Origin of the sequence: Halorussus salilacus (assembly GCF_024138125.1) — an archaeon.
Lineage (GTDB): Archaea > Halobacteriota > Halobacteria > Halobacteriales > Haladaptataceae > Halorussus > Halorussus salilacus.
This window is the reverse complement of record NZ_CP099993.1, coordinates 2,795,349-2,820,053: the sequence shown is the minus strand read 5'-3', so window position 1 is coordinate 2,820,053 and position 24,705 is coordinate 2,795,349. Positions and strand designations below refer to the sequence as shown.

General features: G+C 68.3%; 23 protein-coding genes. 9 read left to right on the top strand and 14 right to left on the bottom strand.

Translation table 11 applies throughout. The features are described from left to right. Window positions 1-66: 66 nt before the first annotated feature. Window positions 67-1,587, top strand: coding sequence for a sulfite oxidase (locus NGM10_RS14545; RefSeq protein ID WP_253479943.1), 1,521 nt, complete (start codon window positions 67-69; stop codon window positions 1,585-1,587). A 53-nt stretch (window positions 1,588-1,640) separates the two neighbouring features. On the opposite strand, the gene NGM10_RS14540 is transcribed toward NGM10_RS14545, so the two are convergent. After that, window positions 1,641-2,120: an FKBP-type peptidyl-prolyl cis-trans isomerase gene (locus NGM10_RS14540; RefSeq protein ID WP_253479940.1), complete on the bottom strand. Its 480-nt coding sequence runs from the start codon at window positions 2,118-2,120 to the stop codon at window positions 1,641-1,643. Window positions 2,121-2,241: 121 nt separating this feature from the next. On the opposite strand from NGM10_RS14540, the gene NGM10_RS14535 reads away from it, so the two are divergent. Continuing rightward, the gene (locus NGM10_RS14535; protein ID WP_253479937.1) at window positions 2,242-3,102 is read left to right on the top strand and encodes a DUF7551 domain-containing protein; all 861 of its coding nucleotides are present in this window, start codon (window positions 2,242-2,244) and stop codon (window positions 3,100-3,102) included. Between the two features lie 18 nt (window positions 3,103-3,120). Here NGM10_RS14535 and NGM10_RS14530 read toward each other — a convergent pair whose 3' ends face one another. Both NGM10_RS14530 and NGM10_RS14525 read right to left on the bottom strand, forming a co-directional pair. Next, the gene (locus NGM10_RS14530; protein ID WP_253479936.1) at window positions 3,121-3,585 is read right to left on the bottom strand and encodes a DUF7992 family protein; all 465 of its coding nucleotides are present in this window, start codon (window positions 3,583-3,585) and stop codon (window positions 3,121-3,123) included. A 43-nt stretch (window positions 3,586-3,628) separates the two neighbouring features. Then, complete coding sequence (locus tag NGM10_RS14525) at window positions 3,629-4,114, bottom strand: acyl-CoA thioesterase (RefSeq protein ID WP_253479934.1); 486 nt, start codon at window positions 4,112-4,114, stop codon at window positions 3,629-3,631. Window positions 4,115-4,425: 311 nt separating this feature from the next. Here NGM10_RS14525 and NGM10_RS14520 point away from each other — a divergent pair, with 311 nt between their 5' ends. Next, window positions 4,426-5,541: a DUF1616 domain-containing protein gene (locus tag NGM10_RS14520; protein WP_253479932.1), complete on the top strand. Its 1,116-nt coding sequence runs from the start codon at window positions 4,426-4,428 to the stop codon at window positions 5,539-5,541. 39 nt (window positions 5,542-5,580) lie between these two features. Here the strand turns inward: NGM10_RS14520 and NGM10_RS14515 are convergent, their stop codons facing one another. From NGM10_RS14515 to NGM10_RS14500, 4 genes are all read right to left on the bottom strand, one after another. After that, window positions 5,581-7,545, bottom strand: coding sequence for a putative glycosyltransferase family protein (locus NGM10_RS14515; RefSeq protein WP_253479930.1), 1,965 nt, complete (start codon window positions 7,543-7,545; stop codon window positions 5,581-5,583). Between the two features lie 223 nt (window positions 7,546-7,768). Then, the gene (locus NGM10_RS14510; protein WP_253479929.1) at window positions 7,769-9,301 is read right to left on the bottom strand and encodes an oligosaccharide flippase family protein; all 1,533 of its coding nucleotides are present in this window, start codon (window positions 9,299-9,301) and stop codon (window positions 7,769-7,771) included. Window positions 9,302-9,308: 7 nt separating this feature from the next. Then, entirely contained in the window at window positions 9,309-10,316 is a 1,008-nt protein-coding gene (locus NGM10_RS14505) for a glycosyltransferase family 2 protein (protein WP_253479927.1), read from the bottom strand. Beyond that, the gene (locus NGM10_RS14500) at window positions 10,313-11,644 is read right to left on the bottom strand and encodes a right-handed parallel beta-helix repeat-containing protein (RefSeq protein WP_253479926.1); all 1,332 of its coding nucleotides are present in this window, start codon (window positions 11,642-11,644) and stop codon (window positions 10,313-10,315) included. Before NGM10_RS14500 ends, NGM10_RS14505 begins: the two co-directional genes overlap by 4 nt. A 198-nt stretch (window positions 11,645-11,842) precedes the next feature. On the opposite strand from NGM10_RS14500, the gene NGM10_RS14495 reads away from it, so the two are divergent. The 4 genes from NGM10_RS14495 to NGM10_RS14485 all read left to right on the top strand — a co-directional run bounded on the left by NGM10_RS14495 (window position 11,843) and on the right by NGM10_RS14485 (window position 14,460). Next, window positions 11,843-13,144 carry a TraB/GumN family protein gene (locus NGM10_RS14495; RefSeq protein ID WP_253479924.1) on the top strand — a complete coding sequence of 434 codons (1,302 nt, stop codon included), beginning with the start codon at window positions 11,843-11,845 and terminating at the stop codon, window positions 13,142-13,144. Beyond that, window positions 13,141-13,761, top strand: a complete 621-nt coding sequence (locus NGM10_RS14490; protein WP_253479922.1) for a zinc metalloprotease — start codon at window positions 13,141-13,143, stop codon at window positions 13,759-13,761. The genes NGM10_RS14495 and NGM10_RS14490 overlap by 4 nt, the downstream gene beginning before the upstream one ends. A gap of 97 nt (window positions 13,762-13,858) precedes the next feature. Further along, window positions 13,859-13,987 (top strand): hypothetical protein, encoded by a 129-nt coding sequence (locus NGM10_RS18210; protein WP_256504298.1) that lies wholly within the window; start codon window positions 13,859-13,861, stop codon window positions 13,985-13,987. A gap of 50 nt (window positions 13,988-14,037) precedes the next feature. Then, a complete protein-coding gene (locus NGM10_RS14485) occupies window positions 14,038-14,460 on the top strand; it encodes a hypothetical protein (RefSeq protein WP_253479919.1) in 423 nt (140 codons plus the stop codon). A gap of 74 nt (window positions 14,461-14,534) precedes the next feature. On the opposite strand, the gene NGM10_RS14480 is transcribed toward NGM10_RS14485, so the two are convergent. From NGM10_RS14480 to NGM10_RS14460, 5 genes are all read right to left on the bottom strand, one after another. Continuing rightward, entirely contained in the window at window positions 14,535-15,584 is a 1,050-nt protein-coding gene (locus tag NGM10_RS14480) for an ABC transporter permease (RefSeq protein WP_253479916.1), read from the bottom strand. Continuing rightward, window positions 15,581-16,657 carry an ABC transporter permease gene (locus tag NGM10_RS14475; RefSeq protein ID WP_368408673.1) on the bottom strand — a complete coding sequence of 359 codons (1,077 nt, stop codon included), beginning with the start codon at window positions 16,655-16,657 and terminating at the stop codon, window positions 15,581-15,583. Before NGM10_RS14475 ends, NGM10_RS14480 begins: the two co-directional genes overlap by 4 nt. A 46-nt stretch (window positions 16,658-16,703) precedes the next feature. Further along, on the bottom strand, window positions 16,704-18,380 hold the full coding sequence (locus NGM10_RS14470; RefSeq protein WP_253479910.1) for an ABC transporter ATP-binding protein: 1,677 nt from the start codon (window positions 18,378-18,380) through the stop codon (window positions 16,704-16,706). A gap of 44 nt (window positions 18,381-18,424) precedes the next feature. Further along, window positions 18,425-19,543, bottom strand: coding sequence for a BMP family lipoprotein (locus NGM10_RS14465; protein WP_253479908.1), 1,119 nt, complete (start codon window positions 19,541-19,543; stop codon window positions 18,425-18,427). A 99-nt stretch (window positions 19,544-19,642) separates the two neighbouring features. Beyond that, window positions 19,643-19,885, bottom strand: coding sequence for a DUF8593 domain-containing protein (locus tag NGM10_RS14460; RefSeq protein WP_253479906.1), 243 nt, complete (start codon window positions 19,883-19,885; stop codon window positions 19,643-19,645). Window positions 19,886-20,021: 136 nt separating this feature from the next. On the opposite strand from NGM10_RS14460, the gene purM reads away from it, so the two are divergent. Next, a complete protein-coding gene (gene purM, locus NGM10_RS14455) occupies window positions 20,022-20,996 on the top strand; it encodes a phosphoribosylformylglycinamidine cyclo-ligase (RefSeq protein WP_253479904.1) in 975 nt (324 codons plus the stop codon). A 1-nt stretch (window position 20,997) separates the two neighbouring features. On the opposite strand, the gene NGM10_RS14450 is transcribed toward purM, so the two are convergent. Then, complete coding sequence (locus tag NGM10_RS14450) at window positions 20,998-22,305, bottom strand: DUF6498-containing protein (RefSeq protein ID WP_253479902.1); 1,308 nt, start codon at window positions 22,303-22,305, stop codon at window positions 20,998-21,000. A 63-nt stretch (window positions 22,306-22,368) separates the two neighbouring features. After that, window positions 22,369-23,124 carry a DUF2797 domain-containing protein gene (locus NGM10_RS14445; protein WP_253479901.1) on the bottom strand — a complete coding sequence of 252 codons (756 nt, stop codon included), beginning with the start codon at window positions 23,122-23,124 and terminating at the stop codon, window positions 22,369-22,371. Between the two features lie 157 nt (window positions 23,125-23,281). Between NGM10_RS14445 and NGM10_RS14440 the strand changes: the two genes are divergently transcribed. Next, entirely contained in the window at window positions 23,282-24,469 is a 1,188-nt protein-coding gene (locus NGM10_RS14440; RefSeq protein WP_253479899.1) for a S8 family peptidase, read from the top strand. Window positions 24,470-24,705 lie beyond the last annotated feature (236 nt).

The window sequence follows — 24,705 nt, the reverse complement described above, 5'->3', positions numbered from 1 at the left end:
CGTACGTTCGGACGCTCACAACGTCAGGCGGGATTTTATACTGGTTGGTGTCGCTACACAAGGTGCATGTTGGGGGAGAACGGGGACGACGACACGAACGGACAGACGCGACGACAGCGGTATCTCGACCGTCGGCGGTTCCTGATGGCGAGCGGCGCACTCGCGGGCGTCGGGATACTTTCGAGCAACGTCGGGGGACAGGACGAGACCACGACCGAGGGCGAACAGGAGACCACCACGGCGGAGGACGACGGGCCGAGCCTCCAGGAGGGGTATCCGGGGCTTCGAATCCTCTCGGAAGACCCCGAGAACGGCGAGGCCGCGTCGCTGGAGACCTACCAGAGCTACATCACGCCACGGGAAGAGCACTACATACGCAACCACTACGCGACGCCCGACATCGACGAGGACGAGTGGACCGTTTCGCTGACCGGGATGGTGGACGAGGAGGTCGAACTGTCGATGGACGAGATTCGTCACGGCTACTCGACCGAGACGGTGATCCACGCGATGCAGTGTTCGGGCAACGGCCGGTCGTACTTCGACCCGCAGGTCGGGGGCAATCAGTGGACGTTCGGCGCGGTCGGGAACACGGCGTGGACCGGGACGCCCATCAGCGAGATTCTGGAGGAGTACGGCGCGAACACCGACTCGGACATGTGGCTGTCGGTGATGGGCGGGGAGGCACCCGACGGTGAGGACATCTTCACTCGCTCGATTCCGATGGAGAAGGTGATGGACGACTGCCTGCTGGCCTACGAGATGAACGGGAGTCCGATATCGAGCGACCACGGCTTCCCGGTCCGGCTGTTGGTGCCGGGGTGGTACGGCAACAACAACGTCAAGTGGGTCAACCGGATGCACGTCATGGACATGATGGTGTACGGCGAGGAGTGGGAGGAGGGCGACCAGCGCCTCTACACCCACTGGCAACAGTACTCGTATCGGCTCACGCCGATAGACGAGGAGGCCGAGCAGTTCGAGACCATCGACCTGTTCGACATCGAAGATCAGATGCAGTCCGAGGAGATACGCCACCCCTACATCTACGACCAGATCGTCAAATCCCTCATCGGCTATCCGGTCCAGGACGCGACCGTGAGTCCCGGTCCGGGCGGGACCGTCGAGGTGATCGGGGTCGCGTGGGCGGGCGACGACGAAGTCGAGACCGTCGAGGTGTCGACCGACGGCGGCGACTCGTGGGAGGAAGCGGAGTTCTTCGGTCCGGTCGAGACGCCCTACTCCTGGCGGCAGTTCAGATACGTCTGGGACGCCGAACCCGGCGAGTACACGGTCTACTCGCGGGCGACCGACGAGGAGGGCCGAAGCCAACCGGCGACCATCTCGGACCCGGACGACCAGCTCGTCGAGATAACCGACGAGGAGTTCCCGTGGAATCAGGGCGGTTACTGCGCCACTGCCTACGAACCCCACGGCGTGAGCGTCACCGTCGAGGCGGCCGCCGAGGAACCCGACGAGACCGAGACGACCGCGGAAGACGGGACGACCGAAGCTGACGAGACGACCGAAGCTGACGAGACCGAAACCGAGACCGACGAACTCACCGAGACCACGACGACGACGTAGTCGTCCGACCGATTTTCTCTTCTCGCTGGTGTTCTCTTCGTTCGGGATTCCGCTCACTCGTCCTCGTAGGCGTCCAGCAGTTTCACGTCGAACTCGACCGAGACGCCTGCGAGTTCGTGGTTGAAATCGACCGTGACGGTGTCGTCGCCGACCTCGGTTATCCACCCCGTTTCGCCGGTCTCGGACCCGACGAGTTCGCCCTGTTCGGCGGTCACATCGCTGCGTTCCTCCAGTTCGTCGCGGGATATCTCGACCACCTTCCCGTCGTCGTGCTCGCCGAACGCCGCGTCCGGGTCGACCCGGACGGTCCGCTCCTCGCCGACCGTCATCCCCCGGACTGCCTCGTCGAGACCGTCGACGACCTCGCCGCCGCCGACCCGAAACTCCAGCGGCCTGTAGTCGCGGTTGTCGTGGTAGATTCCCTCGTCGAGCGCCACGTCCACGTCGGACGTGTCGAACGGTTCCCCGGCGTCTTCGCCCTCCGCGATGCGCCCCGTGAAGTGAACGACCGCTATCTCCCCCTCGGAAGCCATACGGTATCACTCGACGTCATCCCCCTTGAGTTCGTGGGACGGTTTGTCTGCGGTAGACCAGTCGGGAGCCTGAAATCGACCCCGAACCTATATATCCACCGAGATTTTAGGCTAGCCTAAAATGGTCGGCGGAACCCTCTCCGACGTGCGCGAACGCATCGCGGCCCTCAGCGACGACACCGGACGCTACTACGTCAGCTGCGCTCGGACCGGCGAGCGGCCGGTCCCGGTCGCCGGAAAGCGGTTCCCGGACCGCGAGACCGCGGCCGAGGCCGCGGGACTCGCGGCCGCATACCGGGCGGAACTCCGGCGCTACGACTCCCGACTCCCCCGCTACGCGCTGGTGGTCTCCGAGGAGTTCGCCGGAGCCTGCGGCGGGCAGTTCGACGCCCCGGCGACCGAGCCCCCGGAGGAGACGGCCGTCACCGACTTCTGCCACGACGTCGCGGCGGTTGTGTTCGAGGCGCTCTCGGCGCTCGGCGAGACCGAGGTCGAGCGCGCCGCGATGGACGCGTACCTCTACTCCGCGGAGTCGGTCGACGACCCGGACGAACTCTGTCTCGTCCTGCTCTCGACCGTTGGGGCCGAACTCGACGCGCGGCTTGCCCCCGACCGACAGCACCGGGTCCTCCGGTCGGCCGCCGACCGCCTCGGAGAGGCCTCGACCGACGGCGACCCGCTCGAAGCCACGCTCGCCCGGTTCGACCGCCTCGCGCTGGTCGAGGACTACCGGGTCGACGCGCGAGACGGCCCCGCGACCGGACGGTCGTGGCGGGTCGCGCTCGACAGGTACGCGTTCGACCGGGGGGAAGACCGTCTCCCGACGCTGCCGCTGGCCGTCGACCTCCTGCGGCGCGTGCCCGACCGGACCGTCGCGGTCACGGACGCCCGCCCGGTCGCCGACGCGACGTGGGAGTGCGTCGTCACCGCCGGGGCAGACCGGGCCGTCGGACTCACCAACGCAGTGCCCGAAAACGGCTGAGTCGGATTCGGCCCGCGACTACGTCTCGAAGTCCGGGAGGTCCTCGGGCGGTTCGTAGTCGGCCTCCCAGTCGATGTAGTCGCTCTCCAGCACGTCGCAGACGACCTGACCGAGTTCGGTCATCGCGGCGTTGATTCCCGAGACGGTGTTCCACGAGTCGAGGTCGGGGTGGTACTCGGTGACCTTCCAGTCCTCGGCGATTCCGGGGGCGTGATACCCCACGCGGTCGGCGAAATCGTCCCAGAAGAAGTCGAATTCGCGGAACAGGTCCATCTCGCGGGCGATGTCGAACTCCGGCTCGTCGAGGTCGGTGTGCTCGGCCCACTCGTCGAACGCCTGGTCCCACGCGCCCTCGCGCAGGAACGTTTCGAGTTCCGACCGCCGGTAGTCGGTGTCGCCCCGCACCTCCACGTCGTCGTACTCCTGTAGGTCGGTGCCCTCCGAGAGTTCGGGCGGGTCCGGAACCGACACGTCGAGTCCCATGGCCGAGCGGTACGCTCGCGACGCCGATAAGCGTTCCCGATGGCTACTCGTCGTCTATCTTCTCGGCGACCGCCGCGAGCTGTTCGCGGCGCTGTCGTCGGGCGGCGTCCCGGAGCGCCCGCTGGTTGTCGGTCGGGCAGTCGAGGTCGGGGACCGGCGTGGGCGTCCCCTCCTCGTCGAGCGCGACGAAGGTGAAGAAGGAGGTGGTGGTCTCGCGCTCGTCGCCCTTCCGGGGGTCTTCCGCGCGCACGTCGACCTTCACGTCGACGCTCGTCCGGCCGGTGTTGAACACGAACGCCTCGACGATGGCGACCTCCCCGAGGTCGATGGGGCTGATGAAGTCGACGTGGTCCATCGAGGCGGTCACGCACTGGTGGTTCGAGAAGCGCATCGCCGAGATGGCCCCGCAGATGTCCATCCAGTGGAGGACCGCGCCCCCGAGCGCTCGCCCGAGGTTGTTAGTGTCGTTCGGGAGCAGCAGCTCGGTCATCTCGGTGTACGAGTCCATCAGCGTCGCGGTTTCGGGCATCGGTTCGACCGTCGGCCGCCACCCCGATGTCGCTTTCGCCTTCCCGCGACGCCGGGCGTTAGCCTCCGTTTACCGCGACTCGACGCGGTTCGCGGGCGGTCCCGAGCGCGGCCGCGCTCGGGACCGCCCGCGAGAGGGGGCGAGCGCGCGGGTTCGGGGCTGAGCGCGACCGCGGGGGGCTCGGAAACGCGCCCATAACAAAGGGCGGCCACGCCGATGACTCGGTACATGCGTCTCGGGAGAAACGAACGTCGGCCCGAAAGCGACGGTCGGCTTCGCGAGGAAGGCGACCGCTGGCCCCGCGAGGGACGATGAGCGCGCGAGCCCTGACCCGCCGGGTGCCATTCGACCTCGTGGCGGTCGCCTGCCTGACCGCGCTCGCGGCGGCGCTCGTCCTGAACGCCGAGTCGAGCGTCCCGCTGGCCGAGCTCGCAGACGCGTCGCCGGGCGCGATAGCCGCCCGGCTGACCACGGTCGCGCTCGGCCTCGCCTTCCTGCTCGTCCTCCCCGGCTACGCCGTGGTCTCGGTGCTGTTCCCCGGCCACGAGCCCGCAGTCGAACGGCTCGACCCAGAGGGCGAGCCGATGGCCCCCCGGTTCCAGTTCCGGGCCCGCCGGGGCATCGACGCGCTCGAACGCCTCACGCTCGCGGTCGGGGTCAGCGCGGTCGTCACCCCGACCGTCGCGCTGGCGCTCAACTTCACGCCGTGGGGAATCCGGGTCGAACCGCTGGTACTCGCCGTCGCCGGGGTCACGCTGGTCGGGTGTCTCCTCGGCTCGGTCCGGCGCTGGCGGCTCCCGCCCGGCGACCGGTTCGCCCCGACCCTCCTGCCCAGCGCCTCGCCGCTGTTCTCGGACGGGCCGGAGTCGAAGGGAGGTGAGGCTGCGGAGTCGTCGGGAGACGCCGCGTCGGCGGCCGACTCGGACGGCGGCCACCCCGTCGCGAACGCCGTCTTCGCGGTCGGGGTGGTGGTCGCGCTCGCGGGCATCGGCTACGCGGTGGCGGCCCCCCAGCCCGGCGACCAGTTCACAGAGCTGTATCTGCTCAGCGAGGACGAGAACGGCACGCTCGTCGCCGACGACTACCCCGAGTTCGCCGACGGCGAACCCGCGTCGCTCGCGGTCGGGGTCCGGAACCACGAGGGCCAGCCGACGACCTACGCCATGGTGGCACAGTTGCAGGACGTCGAGGAGACCGACGACGGACTCGCGGTCGAGAGCGCGACCGAGGTCCAGCGAACCGAAGTGAGCCTCGACGACGGCGAGCGCGAGAACGTCTCGGTCGAGTTCACGCCCGACGCGACCGAGAACGTCCGCCTCCACGTCATGCTGTTTCGGGGTTCGGTTCCGGACGAACCGACCGGCGCGTCGGCCTACCGCAGCGTGACCCTCCGGCTCGACACCATCCACGAGTCCGAGGGCGAGTAGCTCGGGTCTTCTCCCGGGAGCTCCGTTTTCCCGCGGTCGTCAGGCCGCGACGTCCTCGGTCATGCACATCCGCACGTCGCCGTTCGAGTAGACGCGACTCGCGTCCGAGCCACAGAGCTGTCCGGGCGAGACGTTGCGGATGGATTCGACGCCGTCCGGCCCCTCGAAGTACGACGCTCCGTAGGACTGGTAGCGCCGGTAGACGACGAGCGCGGGGTCGTCGGGCGGTCTCCCGTCGTCGCCCAACCGCAACTGCTCGGTCGGATGGACGTTGGTCCGCTGGAACACCGCCTTGTACGGGTGGTCGGTGTAGAGGAACTCGTCGGGGTGGGGGCGTATCTCCTCGACGGTCCACACCGCGGCGATTTCGGCCTGCGTGTAGGCCGGACTCGCGCGCTGGCCCGTCATGACCGGGTCGTCGGGCGTCCCCCGCGAGGACACCAGCATCATCGTCGGGAACACCGCGGCGAACATCAGGAGTAGCGCCACCGCTACCTCGCGCGGAAGGCTCCGCGCGAGGTAGCTCAGCCCGATGACGCCAACGATGGCCATCAGCACGTAGACGAACGCGAACCACCGGCCCGGCAGGAAGGTCCGGATGCCGAACAGCGGGAACCCGAACGAGAAGAACAGCATGAAGCCGATGGCACCGACGAAGGTGTAGGCGCGCTGGCGAGTGTGGCTGCGCCGGAGCGCCACGAGGCTCCCGACCACGGTGACGAACAGCAACAGCAGCTTCCCGACCGCGTCCATGTACGTCGCCACGTCCATCAGGAACGACGACTCGCCGCCGCCCCCGCCCGCGCTGGCCCCACTGCTGGCGAGGTTGAGGAACGCCGCGGAGTCCTCCAAGGCGATGAGTAGCCACGTAACCGTGGTTTCGAGGAACGACCCGTTTCCGTACGGCGTTATCGACCACATGAACACCAGGAATCCGAGGTCGAAGATGAGCACCCCGAGGAGGTTGACCGTGTTTATCTCCTCGTCGCCGTCGCCACCGATGGGTATCCAGCTCTGGGCGGCCGAGAGCCGCACCAGCAACTGGGCGAGCACGCCCGAGGTGATGAGCACGAGCGTGATGAACGACGACACCTGGTGGGTGAGGATGACCGCGACGCTGAACGCCACCAACAGCGCGAGGTTGCGCCGGGTCGAGTCGGTGTAGAACAGCCGCGCCATCGTGTAGACGATTGCCGCGAACAGGAACAGCCCCAGACTCGTGGGAATGAGGTGGATGCTCCACAGCAGGACCTCGTCTGCGACCGCGATTCCCGCCGCGGCGAACAGCGCCCACCGGGCGGGCACGAAGAACCGCGCGGTCGCGTAGACGAACAGCACGACCAGCGCCATCAGCGACCCGACCGAGAGGAACAGCGCCTGTCGGAGCGACACGCTCAGCACCTCCGCGGTGGCGACCACGAGGAGGTGGTACAGCGGCGCGGCGTAGTACTTGAACTCCGCGATGGCTTCGAGCGAGTTCGCCGCCAGCACCATGTCGGCGTAGTGGTAGACGTGCGACCAGCTGTCGACCCCGACCAGACCCGGCGTCGTGTACAGCGCGACGAACCGGACGACGACCGAGAGACCGAGTATCTGGGCCAGCACGAGGCGGGCGTCGAGGTCGGACTCGCGGACGAACGCGATCTGGACCAAAAGGAGGGTCCCGACCGCCCCCGCGAGCGCGAGGAAGGCGGGCGTCCGGCCGCCGAGCCGGACGCCCAGGGCCGCGAGGACGCCGATTCCCGCGATCACCAGCCCCGCCGAGACCCGACCGAACGCGCCGGACAGCTCCGGGAAGCCGGTCCCGTAGGTCGGTTCGCGGGTCGTCAGCAGGTACAGCAGGCAGGCGACCCCGACGACGATGGGGATGGTATCGACGTACACCTGCGACGCGAGAAACCGGAGCGGGAACAAAAGCACCGCGACCGTCAGCCCCGCGACGGCCGCGAGCACGTCGAGGCGGCGCTCGGCGATCCGGCCCCGCAACGTTTCGCTACTGCTCATGTATCCCCCTGTGTCTCATTGTCTTTCGCCTCGAACTCCGGACGCGACCGGCATCGCGTCGGTAGACAGACGTTGCTGTCGGGCGCTACAGCGAGCGCGACTTTTGTTATACGCTCGTTACCTCCGACGCGAGCGCGCGTCTCGCGGGCTAACGTCTCATTTCCCCCGACCCAGTCGGTCGATTCACCGCGGTCTTCGGGGAGCGTCTCCGGACTCCCCCCAGTCACTCCCGACCGCCCTCCCCGGCGTGCGGAACGAGCGACGACGCGAACGACCGCACGCTCGCGGGGACCGACACCGGTAGCGCCCCCGCGAGGTCGGCGAGTTCGTCGGCGGTTATCGCGCCGGTCGCCACCGCGGTCCACGCGTAGACCGCGAACCCGAGCGGCGGGACGACCGCCAGCGCGAGCAGGTCGTCGAGCAACAGGGTCGCCCCGAAGACGGGTACCGCGGCGACCCCGGCCGTGAGGGCGACCCGCCCCGCCCGGAGGTCGGCCAGCGGGTCGAACCCGAGGTGGCGGGCGCTCCTGACGTGGAACGCCAGCATCGAACCGTAGCCGATTCCGGTGGCGACCGCGGCCCCGACCATCCCGTAGGCCGGGATGAGCGCGGCGTTGAGGGCGACGTTCAACAGCGCCGACCCGGCGGTCGCCGCCACCAGCGGCTTGAGGTTGCCGTTGGCCTGCGAGACCGCGTACATCGGGTGGACGACCGCGAACGCCACCACGCCCGGCAGGAGGACCCGCAGCGGCGTGACCGCCTCTGCGAACGCCGGGCCGTAGTAGAGGGGCACGAACCGGCCCGCGAGCGCCGCGATGCCGAGCGCGAGCAGGCAGGTCAGCAGGAGGGTGTACCGGGTGATGCGGGCGGTCAGCGCCTCGATGCGGTCCCGGCGGTCCTCGGCCCAGAGCCCCGAGGTCGAGTGGAGCAGGACGGTCTGCAACGAGACCGGGACGAACCAGAGGTACTCCGCGATGACCAGCGCCGACTTGTAGTGGCCGGTCATCTCGCTCCCGCCGAGGGTCCGGAGCATGACCACGTCGACGTTGTACAGCGACTTCATCAGGAGGACCAGCACGATGTTGAGCGCGTTGAACCACAGCAGTTCGTCGCGCGGGAACGACCGGGGGGTCGCCGAGAGGGTCTCCCGTATCGAGAGTCGCCGGGCCAGTAGCACCCCGCCGACCGCTGCGATGGCGAGGCACGCGACGATGTTGCCGACCAGCAGACCCGCGACGCCCCACCCCGCGGTCGCCAGCAGGAGGCCGATGGTCACCCACGAAATCGCGTACGCCACCCGCAGGGGTTCGGTGTAGCGCTCCAGTTCCATCCCCATCAGCGACCGCCGGACGAACGACCGGAGCTGGGCCGCGAACATGAACGCCCCGAGCAGGAGGAAGTACGTCCGGAACCGGGCGTCGAGCAGGCGCTCGACCGGGCCGAACAGGGCGAACGCCGCGGTCCCGAGAGCGCCGACGACCGCGAGCGCGACCGCCAGCCTGAGGTAGAACCCCACGACGTGCTCGCGCCACGCCGCCTCGCGGTCCTCGCCGACGTACTTCTGGACGCCCTCGGTCACCCCGGAGCTGACGAACGTCATCACGATGGCGAACACCGACAGCAGGAAGGCGTAGTCGCCGTAGCTGTCGGGGCCCAGCACCCGGACGATGATGGGGAGGGTGACGAGCGTGACCGCGGTGGTGGCGATTCGCGCGCTGAATATCGACAGGAACGCGCTCGTGAGGCTCCGTCCCATCGGAATCTCACCCGAGTCGGGGTCCCGACGCCACGCGCTCGACGCGGTCCAGCGGGTACTCCTCGGGGTCGGGCGGGGGCGACCAGTCGTACAGCACCGCCGCGAGCGCGACCGATACCCATCCCATCACCACCTTGTAGGCGAGCGTCGGCCCCTTGAGACGGACCAGCGCGGCCACCGCGACCGCCGAGACCGCCGCCCAGACCGCGAACGCGGGGAGCGCGACCAGCGACGCGACCCCGACGACCAGCCACACTCCCGTGAGGACGGCGTAGCGGAGCCGCCAGAGGTGCTTGGCAAGCAGGGACGGCGAGTCGGCCGACCGAGCGAGGGCGTCGGCGACGCCGTCGAAGAACCCCCGCTCCCACCGCCGGAACGGCTCGTGGAGTCCCGCGTCGTCGCGTATCTGGTGGCCCACCACGGTCTGAAGCCGCCGGAATCGGTAGCCAGCGGCGGTGAGTTCGTGGCCGAGGTGGAGGTCCTCGACCGCGCGCAGGTAGGGGTCGAACCCCCCGACCGCCGCGAGCGCGTCGGCGTCGTAGAGCGCGACCCCCCGTATCCACCCGACCTCCTCGGGTCGGTCCGAAGCGGAGTCCTCGTGGGGTCGCTCGTCGAGGTGGCCGTCGACCCCCGCGAGGCGGGGGTCGGCGGCCACCATCCGCGAGGCGGTCTCCAGCCAGTCGCCGTCCTCGACCACGATGTCGCCGTCGACGAACAGCACCTGCTCGCCCTCGGCGACGGCCCCGCCGACGTACCGGCCCGCCGATGGGTTCGAGAGGTCGTCGGTCGGAATCCGGAAGACGGTCGCGGGGTAGTCGGCGGCGAGTTCGGCGGTCCGGTCGGTCGAGTTCGAGTCCACGACGATGGTCTCGGCGTCGAACGGTTCGGCCGCCGCCAGCACCGACTCCAGACACCGTTCGATACGACGCTCCTCGTTGCGCGCGATGACCACGACCGACAGCGTCGGGAGGTCGGTCGCGGCGTCGCGGCGGGGGCGCGTCGTCTCCTGGCTCATGGCTGGACCACGTTCACGCTGCGTCGCCGGACCGAGGACTCTATCTCCTGTATCGGGATGCCGGTCACGTCGATGGTGGTGTCGGCGACCAGTCCGTCGTCGGCCCCGTCGAACCAGATGCCCGCGCGGTTGTCGCCCGACTGGACGACCTCGCAGTTCCGGAACGCGCTTCGGTTTCGGTCGCGCACGACCACGGTCTCGGCACCGCCAGCCCGGCCGGTTATCGAGACGTTCTCGAACACCGGCCCGGACGGGTCGTACTCGGACTTCGAGGGCGACGGCGCGAACACCGCCGGAATCCCGTTGCGGTTCATCACGATGCGACTGTCCCGGAAGGTCGCCCGTCCGGCGTCGGCGTTGAACGCGACGGCACCGAGGCTGTAGCCCGCTTCCGGTCCGACCACGATGTTGCACTCCTCGATGCGGTGGCCGGTCCCGTTCCGGACGAGCAGGCCGCGGGCGTTCAGGTCGTTGTGCGGGGGCACGTCGTCGACCACGATGGTCGCGCGCCTGACGAGTGCCTCGGGACCCCCGATGCGGATACCCGCGATGTTGTTGTTCCGGTAGAAGCCACCGAGCACTCGAATCCTGCCGTCGCTCCCCTCGTACTGGCCGGTGTTGCCCGACGCGGAGGCGTACAGGCCGTTGTTCGGGAAGTTCTCAAGGTGGCAGTTCCGGAAGGTGAGTTCGCCCGCGTGGGTCCGGTCGACGAAGACGCCGACCGACCGGCCGCCCTGTCGGCCGCCGCCGCGGGCGACGAGGTTCTCGACGAGTCCCCGGCCGTTCTCGCCCGTCACTCCGAAGTGGAAGCCGATGGCGCTCGGCGGGTAGGTGCCCCGTACCCGGAGGTTCCGGACCGCGAGGGTTCGGTCGGCCATGACGTGCATCCGGCCGCCGTACCCCTCCTCGCGGAAGTCGAAGGAGATGCCCTCGAACAGGAACGAGTCGGCCCCGAGGACTTCGAGCATGGTGTGGCCCATCTCGGAGGCGGGGGATGCCGGGAGTATCGTGGGGTCTGCGCCGTCTTCGGCGACCATCCCGAACCGACCGACGTTCTCCAGTTCGACGTGACCCAGTCGGTACTCGCCGTCCGGGAAGACGAGCAGGCCGCCTCGGGCGGCCTGCTCGGCCACGAGGTCGTCGATGGGTTCGCTCCCGTCGGTGTCGGCGCCCGCGTCGGCGACGTTCACCGCGCGGTCGAACCCGTCTCTGGCGACCGGCGCGTCGGTGGGTGCGGAGTCGGGCCGTCGGTCACCGGTGTCGGGACATCCGGCCAGCGACGCCATCCCCACCACCCCGGCCGACTGGAGGAGTCGTCGGCGGTTCATGTCGAGGGGTTCTCGTCGTAACCGTGGGGTCGGGCAGTCATTGTTATTGCGGGCCTTATCCGGGGTAACCGCGGAATTATCGACAGTTCCGCGACGAGACCGACCGGAACGCCGCCCGTAAATATCCGGTTCTGGATACCGGTAAGAAAACGCTCGGTCACCGACAACGGTAAAAAGGGACGGCGTGTAACCCGAACGATGACCGACACAGTCGAGTTGGACGACGGGGGCGGCGAGGGGTCCGTCCGCGTCGTCGGGACCGCCCACGTCTCCGCCGAGAGCGTCGAGGAGGTCCAAGAGGTGATCGAAGAGGAGCGACCCGACACGGTCGCGGTCGAACTCGACGAGGGACGGTTCCGCCAGATGCAGGGCGAGGTGGCCGACGACCTCGAACCCTCCGACCTCCTCGAAGGCAACACCGTCTTCCAGTTCATCGCCTACTGGATGCTGTCGTACGTTCAGGCCCGGATGGGCGACCGGTTCGACATCGAACCCGGCGCGGACATGCAGGCGGCGGTCGACGCCGCCGAGCGGGTGGGAAGCGGGGTGGCGCTGGTCGACCGCGACATCCAGACCACCATCCAGCGCTTCTGGGCGCGGATGTCGTTCTTCGAGAAGCTCCGGATGGTCTGGGAGCTGTGTCTCGCGATGGTCGGGGTCGGCGGCGAACCCGACGACGAGGAGTTCGACATCGAAGAGCTCACCGACGGCGACGTGGTGACCGCGATGATGGAGGAGTTCCGCCAGTTCTCTCCCGGCGGCGCGGCGGCGCTCATCGACGAGCGCGACGCCTTCATCGCCCACAAGCTGGTGGCGCTCCGGAAGGCGGGCCACCGCGTGGTCGCGGTCGTGGGCGCTGGCCACCGCGAGGGAATCGAGGAGTACCTCCGGAATCCCGAGACGCTACCGCCGATGGAGGAGCTCGTGGGAACCGAATCGGGGAGCCGGTTCTCACCCTTCAAGCTGTTCGGCTACCTCATCACGTTCGGCTTCGTCGCGTTCTTCATCCTGCTGGCGATGGCCGGGGTCCGGCAGGGCTTCCTCATCGAGGTGTTCGCGGCGTGGTTCCTGTTCAACGGCGTCTTCGCGTTCTCGCTCGCGAAGCTCGCGGGCGCGCGGTGGTCGAGCGCGGGCGTCGGCGGCGCGGTGGCGTGGCTCACCAGCGTCAACCCACTGCTCGCACCGGGGTGGTTCGCGGGGTACATGGAGCTACGCCACACCGCGGTCAACGTCGGAGACATCGGCAGGCTCAACGAACTCATGAAGGACGAGGAGACCCCGCTGCGGGAACTGCTCGCCGACATGCTCGACGTGCCCCTGTTCCGTCTCATCGCCATCGTGGCGATGACCAACGTCGGGAGCATGGTCGCCAGCCTCCTGTTCCCGTTCGTGGTGCTTCCCCTGCTCGGCGCGGAGGTCGGCGGCGTGAACGAGATATCCCAGCTGATGCTTGAGGGCGCGCGCAACAGCGCCGAGCTCATCGTCGATGCCCTGACATGAGCGCGAACATCAGATTCAGCGGGAAGGAGATTCAGGACCTCCTCGTGGCGTGGGCGGCGCTCGGCGTGGCGTTCGCGTTCTTCCTCAATCGGCGGCTGGTCGAGCAGTTGCTCGGTACGCCGAACGCCGTCGACCCGACCGAGTTCGCGGGGGTGTTCGGCCTGAGCCTCGTGACCGCGGGGGTGGGATTCCTGCTCCACGAACTCGCCCACAAGGTCGTCGCGATCCGGTTCGGACAGGTCGCGGAGTTCCGCGCCGACTACGGTATGCTGTTTCTCGCCGTCGCGGGCGGGATGGCGGGGTTCCTGTTCGCCGCGCCCGGCGCGGTCTACCACCGCGGCCGCATCACGCCCCGGGAGAACGGCCTCATCGCGCTGGCCGGGCCGCTGACCAACGTCGCGCTCGGACTCCTGTTCCTCCCGCTCGCGTTCGCGGGGTCGTTCGTCGGGGAGATCGGCCATCTCGGCGTCGTCATCAACTTCCTGCTCGCGGGGTTCAACATGATCCCGTTCGGGCCGCTCGACGGCGCGACCGTCAAGGACTGGAGCCTCGGGGCGTTCGCGGGGTTCGGGATTCCGTGTTTCGCGCTGGCGGCGTGGGCGCTCTTCCTGTTCTGAGGGCTTCTCTACCCATGAACCGTCCATCCTCCTCAGTCGAGGGTCGATTACGGAGACGTCCGAAATACTGATTAGTTACGAGTACGTCAGGATACGTATGAGCGTCGAGGTCCGAGACGAGGACACGGAAGACGAGGCCCAAGAGAATATCGACCGGGCCATCGAAGAGGCCCTCGATTTCGAGTTCACCTCGGCACAGGAAGTCAGGGAAGCCTTCCAGAGCTAACCCGATTCTAATCTGGTTGTTTAAGTTTCTCCCGCGGAAAGAAGGCGGTAGTGCCGGTCAGTCTCGACGAGGAGAACCGAATCGCGATTCCGCCGTCAGTCCTCGGTGAGATTTCGGACCTCACTCGGGAGCAATCCGAGTACGTCCAAACGCAGTTACTGGAGATTACTGAAGCGGGGTACACGCCAACGAAATTGGTGTATAAGCAGTACGGTGATCTCAAAGTGTTTCGATGCGGTGACGAAATGCGTATCTTCGGCGTGATACTCCAGAATCTCGCATACCTTTCCGATTTCGACAACGTGGTCATCCTCTTGGGTGTCTCCGAACACGAATACGAGAAGGCGGGCGTGGAAAAGCGACAAGCGAGATGCGTTCAGAGCAGATATGCGAACATCGGGTCCGAGGAAGCCTTCTATGAGGAGCTAACCGGAGAACTGTTCGATACGTCCGACGTGAGACAGTTCTTGTAGTTCAATCGTCGTGAAACCGACGTACGAGGAGAAAACGAGTCCGAGTGCCACACACGCGAAAAATCGACCCCGATCTACTCCTCGCTCTCGTAGGACTCGCCGACCGCCGCGGGCATCCGGGTCGACCCCCAGACCGACAGCACCACGACGACCGCCGCGTACGGGAAGAGGTTCACGAGCCTGTTGGGAAGCTCGATTCCGGCGGTCTGGAACTGTATCTGGAGCATGTCCAGCCCCCCGAACAGGAGCGCGGCCGCACCCGCCCCGAGGGGGTTGTAGTTGCCGAACAGGTAGGCCACGATGGCTATCCACCCCCGACCGTTGACCATCGTGTCGCCGGTGCCGGTGAACGACCCCGAGTGGGCGAGCAGGACTGCGCCGCCGAGCGCCGCCATCGCGCCCGAGAACAGCACCGCGGCGTACCGGACGCGGGTGACGCTGACGCCCGCGGTGTCGAGTGCCTCGGGGTTCTCGCCCGCGGCCTGTAGCCAGTAGCCGTATCGGGTCCGGTAGAGGACGACCCACGCGACCCCGACGGACAGGGCGGTCAGGACCACCAGCGGCGACGTGTCGAAGAGGATGGGACCGACGACGGGTATCTCGGCGAGGACGGGCACGGTCACGTCGTCGACGCTCACGAGTCGGCCGCTGTTGCGGCTTCCCCAGAGGAGTGCGGCGGTAAACGGACCGAAACCGAGGCCGAGGAACCAGACCGCGAGCCCCGCGACGATCTGGTCGGCCTTGTACCGGATGGTCAGCACAGCGAAGACGAGGGTGTAGGCCAGACCGATGACTACCGCGGCGAGCATGGCGACCCAGAGGTCGGCCTGCGTGGGCGACTCCCCGCCGAGCAGGGCCACGACCGCCGCGGCGTTGACCGCGCCGAATATCATGAACCCCTCCAGCCCGATGTTGAACACGCCGCTCTTCTCGGCGTAGAGGCCGCCGACGGCAGCCAAGGCGATGGGGGTCGCCGCCTGAAGCGACCGCTCGACGAACCCGACCGTGAAGAGGGCCGCGACCGGCACGTCCAGCGCGACCGCGACCACCCCGGCCAGAACGACCGCGACGGCGGCACCACCGAGCCGCGTCCGGTTCCGGGCGGCGTAGTCGGCGACGCTCACCGGTCGTCACCTCCGAGGCCGGTTCGGGCGGCGGCCATCCGGAACAGCTCGGGCGCGGCCACGAACAGCACGACGAGGCCGACGATGCCGTCGATGAGCTGGACCGGCACGTCGGTGTTGATGCGGATGTGGCTCCCGGCCGAGTCGAGGCCGCCGAACAGCAGACCCGCCGGGACCACGCCGAGGGGGTTGTTCGCCGCGAGCAGGCTGACCGCGATGGCGTCGAAGCCGTAGGTCCCGACGCCCGCCGGGTCGCTGTAGTAGCCCTGAATCATGATGGCGAACACCGCGCCCGCGACGCCAGCGACCATCCCCGAGAGGGCCATGGTCGCGACGACGGTCCGCTTGGCGTCGACGCCCGAGTACGCCGCGGCCGACTCCTGATGGCCGCTGGTCACCATGTCGTAGCCGAACCGGGTCCGCATCATGACGACCGCGACGAGTCCGACGACCGCGAGCGCGACGCCGAGACCGACGACCGAGAAGTCGGGCGTGTCGTACACGACTCGGGGGAGTTCGACGTACTCCGGGATGCGGTCGGTGTTGGGCGCGCGCTGGCCCTCGCCGCGGACCGGCCCCTCGACGAGCCACCCGACGACCCCGACCGCGATGAAGTTGAGCATGATGGTGGTGATGATCTCGTTGGCGTCGGCGTAGGCCTTCAGCACGCCGGGTATCGCGGCGTACGCGCCACCGGCGACGACCGCCGCGAGCGTTCCGAGCAGCATCAGCGCGAGACCGCCGACCCCGCCCTCGGGCAGGAACGGCGCGAGCCAGAGGATGGAGACGACGGCGGCGAACCCCCCGACGACGAACTGGCCCTGCACGCCGATGTTGAACACGCCCGCCCGGAACGCGACGGCGACCGCGACGCCGGTCAGCACGAACAGCGTCGTGAACTTGAGCGTGCGCGCGACGGCGTTCTCGTCGCCGAACGCGCCCTCGAACACGTCGGCGAGGAACGCGACCGGGTCGTACCCGGCCGCGGCCACGACGACCAGCCCGATCAGCAACGCCATCGCGGTCGAGGCGACCGCGATGGCGAGTCGCTGGAGCACCGTCGCGTTCAGCATGCGGGCGGCCGCGCGGTCGAGGACCGCGCGGCCGCCGGTCGAGTCGCTACTCACGCTCGGACACCCCGTCGAGTTCGCTCTCGGGCGTTTCGGTCGTTTCATCCCCGGGCGTTTCGGTCGTTTCGTCCCCGGGCGTTTCGGTCGTTTCGTCCCCGGGCGTTTCCGTCACTCGCTCGTCGGTCTCCTCGTCCCCGTCGCGGCCGTGTCCGGCCATCAGCAGGCCGAGTTCCTCCTCGGTCACGCCCTCGGGGTCGACCGTGTCGATGAACTCCCCCTCGTACATGACCGAGATGCGGTCCGAGAGCTTCCGGACCTCGTCGAGCTTCGAGGAGACGAACACGATGGCGAGTCCCTCGTCGCGGAGTTCGAGCAGTCGGTCGTGGATGAACTCGATGGAGCCGATGTCGACCCCGCGGGTGGGGTGGGCCGCGACCAGCACGTCGGGGTCGTGTTCGATCTCCCGGCCCACGATGAACTTCTGCTGATTGCCGCCCGACAGCGAGGCCGCCCGCGCGTCGGGGTTCCGCGGCTGAACGTCGTACTCGGCGACGATGTCCTCGGCGTGGTCGCGGACCGCCCCCCAGTCGAGGAAGCCGCGGTTTGCGTACGGTTCGATGGTCTGGTTCCCGAGCAGGGCGTTCCGGACGAGGTCGTAGTCCAGCACCAACCCCTCGGTGTGGCGGTCCTCGGGCACGTAGGCGATGCCGTCCTCGATGCGCCGTCTGCGACTCCGCGCGGTGATGCCCTCGCCGTCGAACCGGACGGTCCCCGACTCGGCCGACCGGAGACCCGTGAGCGCCTCGACCAGTTCGGTCTGGCCGTTGCCCTGGACCCCCGCGACGCCCAGAATCTCGCCCTCCCGGACGGTGAGGTCGACGCCCCGGACCCGTTCGAGGCCGCGGTCGCCCCGGACGCGGAGGTCCGCGACTTCCAGCACCGGGTCGCCCGGCGTCGTCTCGCGGGGCTTGCGCTCGAAGTCTATCTCGCGGCCGACCATCATCCGGGCGAGTTCCTGCTCGGTGGTCGAGTCGGCGGGGACGGTGCCGACGGCGCTCCCGTCCCGGAGGACGGTGATCTCGTCGGCCGACGCCAGCGCCTCGTCGAGCTTGTGGGTGATGAACACGAGCGAGCGACCCGACGCGGTGAGTTCGGCCATCACCTCGAACAGCCCCTCGACCTCCTGGGGGGTGAGGACCGCGGTCGGCTCGTCGAGGACGAGCACGTCGGCCCCCCGATAGAGGCTCTTTACTATCTCGACGCGCTGGCGCACGCCGAGGTCGAGGTCCCGGACAGGCGTGTCGAGGTGGCGGTCCACGTCGAAGTCGTAGCGCGAGGAGATATCCGCGATGTCCTCTCTGGCCGTCTCCTCGTCGACCAGACCGCGCTCGGTCGGCTCGTGGCCGAGGATGACGTTCTGGAGGACGGTCATCGGCTCCACGAGCTGGAAGTGCTGGTGTATCATCCCGATTCCGGCGTCCATCGCGTCGCGGGGCGAGTCGAAGCTCCGCGGTTCGCCGTCGACGTGGATGGTCCCGGCGTCCTGGTCGTACAGCCCGTAGAGGACGCTCATCAGCGTGGTCTTGCCCGACCCGTTCTCGCCGAGCAGGGCGTGGACCGTCCCGCGCTCCAGCGAGAAGTCCACGTCGTCGTTCGCCACGACGTCGCCGAAGCGCTTGGTGATGCCTTCGAGCCGGACGGCGGCCTGTGCGTTACTCCCCGCCATAGTGGGGATAGGGTGTCATAGATCGAAGAGAGGGTGTCTGGGAATCAGTCGCAACCCGACGCGGTACACGGCACCTCGATGTCGCCGTCGGCGATGCCCTGCTTGGCCTCGTCGAGGTTCTCGCCGACTGCGTCGGGGAGTTCGCCCTCGAACGCCTGTCCGATGACGCAGTCGACGGCTTCCTCCTCCAGTCCGAGGGTGTTGGCCCCGGTGACGCTGTCGAAGTTGCCCTCGGCGACCGCGACCGCGACCTCGCGGGTGCCCTCGTTGATGTACTTCACGGCGGAGCCGAGGATCACGTCCTGGAAGTCCGGGAGCGTCTGGGACTGGTCGGCGTCGACGCCGATGGCGAACCGGCCGTTGTCCTGTGCGGCCTCGAAGACGCCGCGGCCCGCGGCCGCGGCGGCGTGGTAGACGATGTCGGCCCCGGCGTCGTACTGAGAACTCGCGATGTCGGCTGCGGTGTCGGTGTCTGTGTAGTCGCCGATGTACCCGACGTCGACCTCCACGTCCTCGTTGACCCACTCCGCGCCCGCCACGTAGGACTGCTCGAACGCGTTGATGAGCGACTCGTCGACGCCGCCGACGAAGCCGATCTGGGTCCCCTCGGGGTCGGTCTCGCTCCCCTCGTGGGAGAGTTCCTCGGTCGTCATCGTCCCGCCGAGGACGCCCGCGAGGTACGACATCTCGTGGTTGGCCCACGTATACCCCGCCACGTTCGGCTCGTCGACGTGGTCGTTGATGAGCATCCAGTTCTGGTCGGGGTAGTCGACCGCGTTCTGGGTCAGCGCCTCGGTGTGGTTGTACGACACGAGGACGATGAGGTCGTAGTCGCCGCTCTGGGCGAGTTCGGCCTGCGTCGACTGGTACTGGGCCTGCTCGGTCTCCTCGACCTCGTTGATCTCGATGTCGTACTCCTCGGCGGCGGTCTGGAGGCCTTCGAGCGCGAGGTCGTTGAACGCGCTGTCGTCGAATCCGGCCGGGCTCGACACGATGGCCACGTTGGTCGTCTCCTGTCCGGACCCACTGCCCCCGATGGACCCCGTACACCCCGCGAGTGCGATTCCGCCCAGCGCCGCGCCGGACGCGAGGACGGTCCGGCGGTCGATTACGTCGCTCGAATCACCGAGTGAACTGTTCGTTGACCCGTCACGGTCTGACATACCCCCCGTCATGAGGTACCTAGTAACATTTCATCCGACAAAAAGGTACGCATGGTGAGCGGCGTCTTTCGCTCGGTTACGTGACTGCGAGACCGCGACTCATTCCTCGTCTTTTAGGACCACTTCGTCGTCGGATATCTCTTCGACTGCGCTTTCCCGAAACGTGTAGTCGTCGTTCGCCGAGTCCTCCCAGTTGAGGTATCGCTTGACGGTCTCGTAGTCGCCCGCGTCGGGTTCGACGTGGGCGACTCCCGCGTCGACCTCGTCTATCGTGCCGAGTAGTTCGCCTTCGGGGCCCACGACGCGCTTGCCCTCGTCGCTCTCGGTCAGGGTCTCGCTCATACTCGTGTCACCGACCTATCGCACCAAGTGCGCTGTGGGCGGGCCCTGACAGGAACCGCGTTCGGCCGTTTGCGCTCGACCGGAGCGGTCGAGCGCAAACGGTGGAACTTTACTCGCCGCGCGCGCCGGTTCGACCATGAGCGACGACGAGGAACTCACCTACGCCGACGCCGGGGTGGACATCGAGGCCAGCGAGGCCGCCACCGCGGCGCTGGTCGGCGCGGTCGGCGACATCGACGAGAGCGAGTACGCGGGACTGCTCGACATCGGCGACCGCTACCTCGCGCTGGCGACCGACGGCGTCGGCACGAAACTGCTCGTTGCAGAGGCGCTGGGCGACTACTCGACGGTCGGCATCGACTGCATCGCGATGAACGCAAACGACCTCGTCGCGAGCGGGGTCGAACCGGTCGCGTTCGTCGACTACCTCGCGGTCGAGGAACCCACCGAGCAGTTCTCCGAGCAGGTCGGCGAGGGACTCTCGGCCGGGGCCGAGGAGGCGGGCGTCGCGCTCGTGGGCGGCGAGACCGCGGTGATGCCCGAGGTCATCAAGGGACTCGACCTCGCGGGCGCGTGCGCGGGACTCGCTCCGAAGGACGCCGTCTTCCCGGGCGAGGCCGAGGTCGGCGACGCGCTGGTGGGGTTCCCCTCCAGCGGCATCCACTCGAACGGCCTGACGCTGGCGCGGGAGGCCGCGACCCGCGAGCACGGCTACGACGACCCGTTCCCGCTCGACCCCGACCGAACCGTGGGCGAGGTCCTGCTCGAACCCACCCGGCTCTACACCTACCTCCTGCCCGCGCTTCGGGAGCGCGAGGTCCACGCCGCGGCCCACGTCACCGGCGGCGGGTGGACCAACCTCTCTCGGATGGGCGAGTTCCGCTACGAGATAACGGACCCCTTCGACGCCCAGCCGGTCTTCGAGTTCGTGCAGGAGGAGGGCAACGTCGGCGACGAGGAGATGCACCGGACGTTCAACATGGGCACCGGGTTCGTGGTGGCGCTCCCCGAGGACGACGCCGAGTCGCTGGCCGACGAGACCGACGGCCGCGTCGTCGGCGAGGTCCGGGAGGGCGATTCGGTGGCGATTCGCGGGCTGGAACTGGACTGAGCTATCGCGTCCGGTTCGCGTCGGTTCCGGCGGTCGCGTCGGCCCCGGAGTCGGTCGCGTCGGTTTCGCGGTCGGCCCTGCATTTTCCACGAGACTCCGGACTTCCGTCGGACGCGGGCGGCCGGACGGCCGCCGCGTCCGGGAGGTGAACGAGACGGACGGTCCGGTCGTCGTGGTCGATTTCGAGCGTCTCGGTCCCGAACAGTCGGTCGACTCCGGTCCGTTCGGGCTCCGCGCGGGCGACCTTCCACGCCGGAACCCGCCACTGGGGTTCGCCGAGGAGTCGGTCGTAGCCCACCACGTCGCCGTCGACCCGGTACTCCATCGGCAGGTACCGGATAGCGCGGTCGGCGACGCCAGCCAGCGCGAACGCGCTGGCGAGCGCGGCGGCGACCGCACCGAAGAATCCGGCCGCGTCACCGGCTCCCGACAGACCGAACCCGAGCGCGGCGACCGTGAGGAGCGCGACGAGCAGTACCGCCCCCACCGACGCGAACCCCCGAACGACCCCGTCGGCCGCGACCGCGAGCGCCTCGGGTCGGACCGTCTCGGCGGGGCCGGAGTGGCCGTCTACGGACGGCCACTCCGGCGGGTCGTAGGCCCACCCGAAGTCGAGGCGCGTCCGCTCGTCGAACGCCCGGAGTCGGTCGCGGTAGACGCCCGCGAGGTCGAACAGCAGTTTGGTGCCGACGAGCAGGCCGAGCAGGACTAGACCGGACTCGGTGGCCCGGACCGCGGCGGTCCCGACCATCAGCACGACGCCAGTCACCAAGATGGGCCACAGCGCCGACTGGAGAGCCATCTGGGCGTTGACCTCGCGGTATCTGCGCGACAGGAAGTACTCCGAGACGGTCGAGACGCTCTGGCTCGCGACGACGCCGAGGACCCCGACCCCGACCGTCGCGTGGGCCCGCGGCGGCACGAGCGGGCCGCCGCCCGCGGTGCGTTCGAGACCCGCGAGCACCACCGCGCCGACGAACAGCCACAGCAACGCGAGGACCGGGACCAGGAGCGCGAGGGCCGGGAGGTGCTGGACCCGGACAAGGATATGCGTTCCGGGAACCGAGAGACCCCCGCGCTTGTGCTCGGCCGCCGTGACGAGGAGCGCGTCGTTGGAGAACTCCGACGGTCGCTGGGCGAACACCGCCCGGACGACCGCCCACCCCAGCAGGACGCCGAGTTCGAACCAGTACACCGCCACGAGCGCGCCGAGCGACCACCCCCAGAAGGCCACGCCCACCAGCGGGAGCAGGTTCGCCGCGGCCGCCGAGACGAGCCCGAGCAGTCGGCGACGCCGTGACGGGGCCATTAGCGGGGAGTCGCAGTCGCGATTCTTGTCGATTACGGTACTTCGCCGCCGTCCGAGACCGAGTCAGAACGCGGCCAGACTCGACTGCAACGCCCTGTCGCTCGCTTCCTCGCGGACCTCGTAGCCCACGAGGTCCCGGAGGTCCACCGCGTAGGTCGTCTCGCCGCGTTCCAGGACCAGCACCCGACCCTGAACCCCGACCACCTCCCCGGTCGCCATCGTCTCGGGGACCGGCCCCGAGTCGAGAGCGAGGCCGTAGTCGAACTCGAACGTCGCCTCGTGGTCGAACGCCGCGAGCGTCGCCGACCACGCCGACTCGTCCACCTCGCGGTGGAGGCCGTCTATCTTGTCGGGGACCCGGACCCGGTCGGTGTACTCGCGGGCGATTCGGGACTCTATCTCGCGGGCGACGCGGCCGTTCGAGACGGTCCGGAGGTGGGCCGCGCGGTCGGCCCCCTGCTCGCGCAGGCGAGTCCGGAGCCGCCACTCGCGGGTGACCCCGACCTTGAACGTCGCGGGCGCGAAGGCGGCGAGATATATCGCGTGGTCCTCGTGGCAGTCCATCTCGTCCTTGAGACAGGTGCCGGTACACCGCGCGCAGACCCACGTAGAGGCGTGCGCCTCGCAGAACGGGGCGTCTGTGGCGTCGCACTCGCGGTGGGTCGTCCCGTCGAGGGCCCCGGCGCACCGCCGCCGACCGAGCGAGTAGGCGAGGTCGCGGCCCGGGGTCAGGCGCTCGCGTCGGACGCGTCCGTCATCGCCGACGAGGAGCGCCGGACCGCCGTCTTCGCTCTCGGTCTCGTAGCCGACGATCTGCACGCCTCCCGGTAGGCATCGACTCGGTAAATGTGTGGCGTTCGATTCGGCGAGTGGTTGCGCTCTCGTCCCAACAAACAATATTATGGTAATCTACTTATTTTAATGACAAAAGTAGATTAGTAAAACTTATACCTCATGGGTCTAATTATCACACGTCATGCTGGGTAATGACAATGGTGTTTCGAGGCGTAATGTACTGAAGCTGGCCGGTGCGTCGGTGGCGACCGCGGCGGGAAGCGGTCTCGCGGCCGCCAAGCCCGACGACACGGTCGAAGTCAACGTCGGGTTCAAGTCCGACCGCGGGCGCGGTGCCGCCCTCGACAAGGCCGACGAGACGGTCCGGGAGTTCAACTCCATCGACGCTCTCACGCTCCGCCTGCCGAAGAAGGCGGCTACGGCGCTGGAGAGCAACCCCAACATCCGCTACGTCGAGGAGAACGGCACGATGCACGCGCTGGCTCAGGACCTCCCGTGGGGCGTCGACCGCGTCGACGCCGAGGTGGCTCACGCCAACGGGAACACGGGCGAGGGTACCGACATCGCCATCATCGACACGGGTATCGACTCCGACCACCCCGACCTCCAGGCCAACCTCGGCGCGGGCAAGGCGTTCGTCGAGTGTGGCACCGGCGGCTTCACCGGAAGCTGTTCGTTCCAGGGCAACGACAACGCCTGTAACGAGCCGTGGGACGACGACAACGACCACGGCACCCACTGCGCCGGGACCGCCGACGGGGTCGACAACTCCGAGGGCGTCGTGGGCGTCTCGACCGAGGCGACCCTCCACGCCGTCAAGGTGCTGGACTGTGGCGGTGGCGGTTCGATGTCCGACATCGCGGCGGGCATCGAGTACGTCGCCGACCAGGGCTGGGACGTCGCCTCGATGAGCCTCGGCGGCGACGCCTCGTCGACGCTCAAGGACGCGGTCGAGTACGCCGCCAGTGAGGGCGTGTTCCTCGTGGCCGCGGCCGGTAACGACGGCGAGTGTACCGACTGTGTCGGTCACCCCGCCGCCTACGACGAGGTCATGGCGGTCAGCTCGACCAACGACAGCGACGAGCTCTCGAGCTTCTCCTCGACCGGGTCGGAGGTCGAGATCGCAGCGCCCGGAAGCGACGTCTACTCGACGATTCCCGGCGGCTACGACACGTTCTCGGGCACCTCGATGGCGTGCCCCCACGTCGCCGGTGCCGCGGGTCAGCTCATCGCCGACGGCAACGACGCCGCGACCACCCGCCAGCAGCTGAAGGACACGGCCGAGGACATCGGTCTCGGCGACAACGAGTCCGGCGCGGGCCTGCTCGACGCCGCCGCCGCGCTCGGCTACGACTCCAGCGACGACTGAGCCGACCTCCAGCGACGACCGAGGTAACGCCGATTCCGGGTCTGTGAAGCCGGACGCTTCACCGTCTTCGCACCGGAGGCCGACGTTCTCCCGACGCCGCGAACGGGAGTCCGTTCGGTCTCCGACCGCCGCAGTATGGCTCCGTCATCCATTTTCTCCCCCGAATTAATCCAGCGATAGGTTAATTTTCTATACTTATCACGGATATATTGTTAGTCGTGTATTATTTTAACTGG

Bases quoted from the DNA above. Each gene is read 5' to 3' on its own strand.
- NGM10_RS14545 (WP_253479943.1), top strand. From the start codon at position 67: ATGTTGGGGGAGAACGGGGACGACGACACGAACGGACAGACGCGACGA.
- NGM10_RS14540 (WP_253479940.1), bottom strand. From the start codon at position 2,120: ATGGCTTCCGAGGGGGAGATAGCGGTCGTTCACTTCACGGGGCGCATC.
- NGM10_RS14535 (WP_253479937.1), top strand. From the start codon at position 2,242: ATGGTCGGCGGAACCCTCTCCGACGTGCGCGAACGCATCGCGGCCCTC.
- NGM10_RS14530 (WP_253479936.1), bottom strand. From the start codon at position 3,585: ATGGGACTCGACGTGTCGGTTCCGGACCCGCCCGAACTCTCGGAGGGC.
- NGM10_RS14525 (WP_253479934.1), bottom strand. From the start codon at position 4,114: ATGCCCGAAACCGCGACGCTGATGGACTCGTACACCGAGATGACCGAG.
- NGM10_RS14520 (WP_253479932.1), top strand. From the start codon at position 4,426: ATGAGCGCGCGAGCCCTGACCCGCCGGGTGCCATTCGACCTCGTGGCG.
- NGM10_RS14515 (WP_253479930.1), bottom strand. From the start codon at position 7,545: ATGAGCAGTAGCGAAACGTTGCGGGGCCGGATCGCCGAGCGCCGCCTC.
- NGM10_RS14510 (WP_253479929.1), bottom strand. From the start codon at position 9,301: ATGGGACGGAGCCTCACGAGCGCGTTCCTGTCGATATTCAGCGCGCGA.
- NGM10_RS14505 (WP_253479927.1), bottom strand. From the start codon at position 10,316: ATGAGCCAGGAGACGACGCGCCCCCGCCGCGACGCCGCGACCGACCTC.
- NGM10_RS14500 (WP_253479926.1), bottom strand. From the start codon at position 11,644: ATGAACCGCCGACGACTCCTCCAGTCGGCCGGGGTGGTGGGGATGGCG.
- NGM10_RS14495 (WP_253479924.1), top strand. From the start codon at position 11,843: ATGACCGACACAGTCGAGTTGGACGACGGGGGCGGCGAGGGGTCCGTC.
- NGM10_RS14490 (WP_253479922.1), top strand. From the start codon at position 13,141: ATGAGCGCGAACATCAGATTCAGCGGGAAGGAGATTCAGGACCTCCTC.
- NGM10_RS18210 (WP_256504298.1), top strand. From the start codon at position 13,859: ATGAGCGTCGAGGTCCGAGACGAGGACACGGAAGACGAGGCCCAAGAG.
- NGM10_RS14475 (WP_368408673.1), bottom strand. From the start codon at position 16,657: ATGCTGAACGCGACGGTGCTCCAGCGACTCGCCATCGCGGTCGCCTCG.
- NGM10_RS14470 (WP_253479910.1), bottom strand. From the start codon at position 18,380: ATGGCGGGGAGTAACGCACAGGCCGCCGTCCGGCTCGAAGGCATCACC.
- NGM10_RS14465 (WP_253479908.1), bottom strand. From the start codon at position 19,543: ATGTCAGACCGTGACGGGTCAACGAACAGTTCACTCGGTGATTCGAGC.
- NGM10_RS14460 (WP_253479906.1), bottom strand. From the start codon at position 19,885: ATGAGCGAGACCCTGACCGAGAGCGACGAGGGCAAGCGCGTCGTGGGC.
- purM (WP_253479904.1), top strand. From the start codon at position 20,022: ATGAGCGACGACGAGGAACTCACCTACGCCGACGCCGGGGTGGACATC.
- NGM10_RS14450 (WP_253479902.1), bottom strand. From the start codon at position 22,305: ATGGCCCCGTCACGGCGTCGCCGACTGCTCGGGCTCGTCTCGGCGGCC.
- NGM10_RS14440 (WP_253479899.1), top strand. From the start codon at position 23,282: ATGCTGGGTAATGACAATGGTGTTTCGAGGCGTAATGTACTGAAGCTG.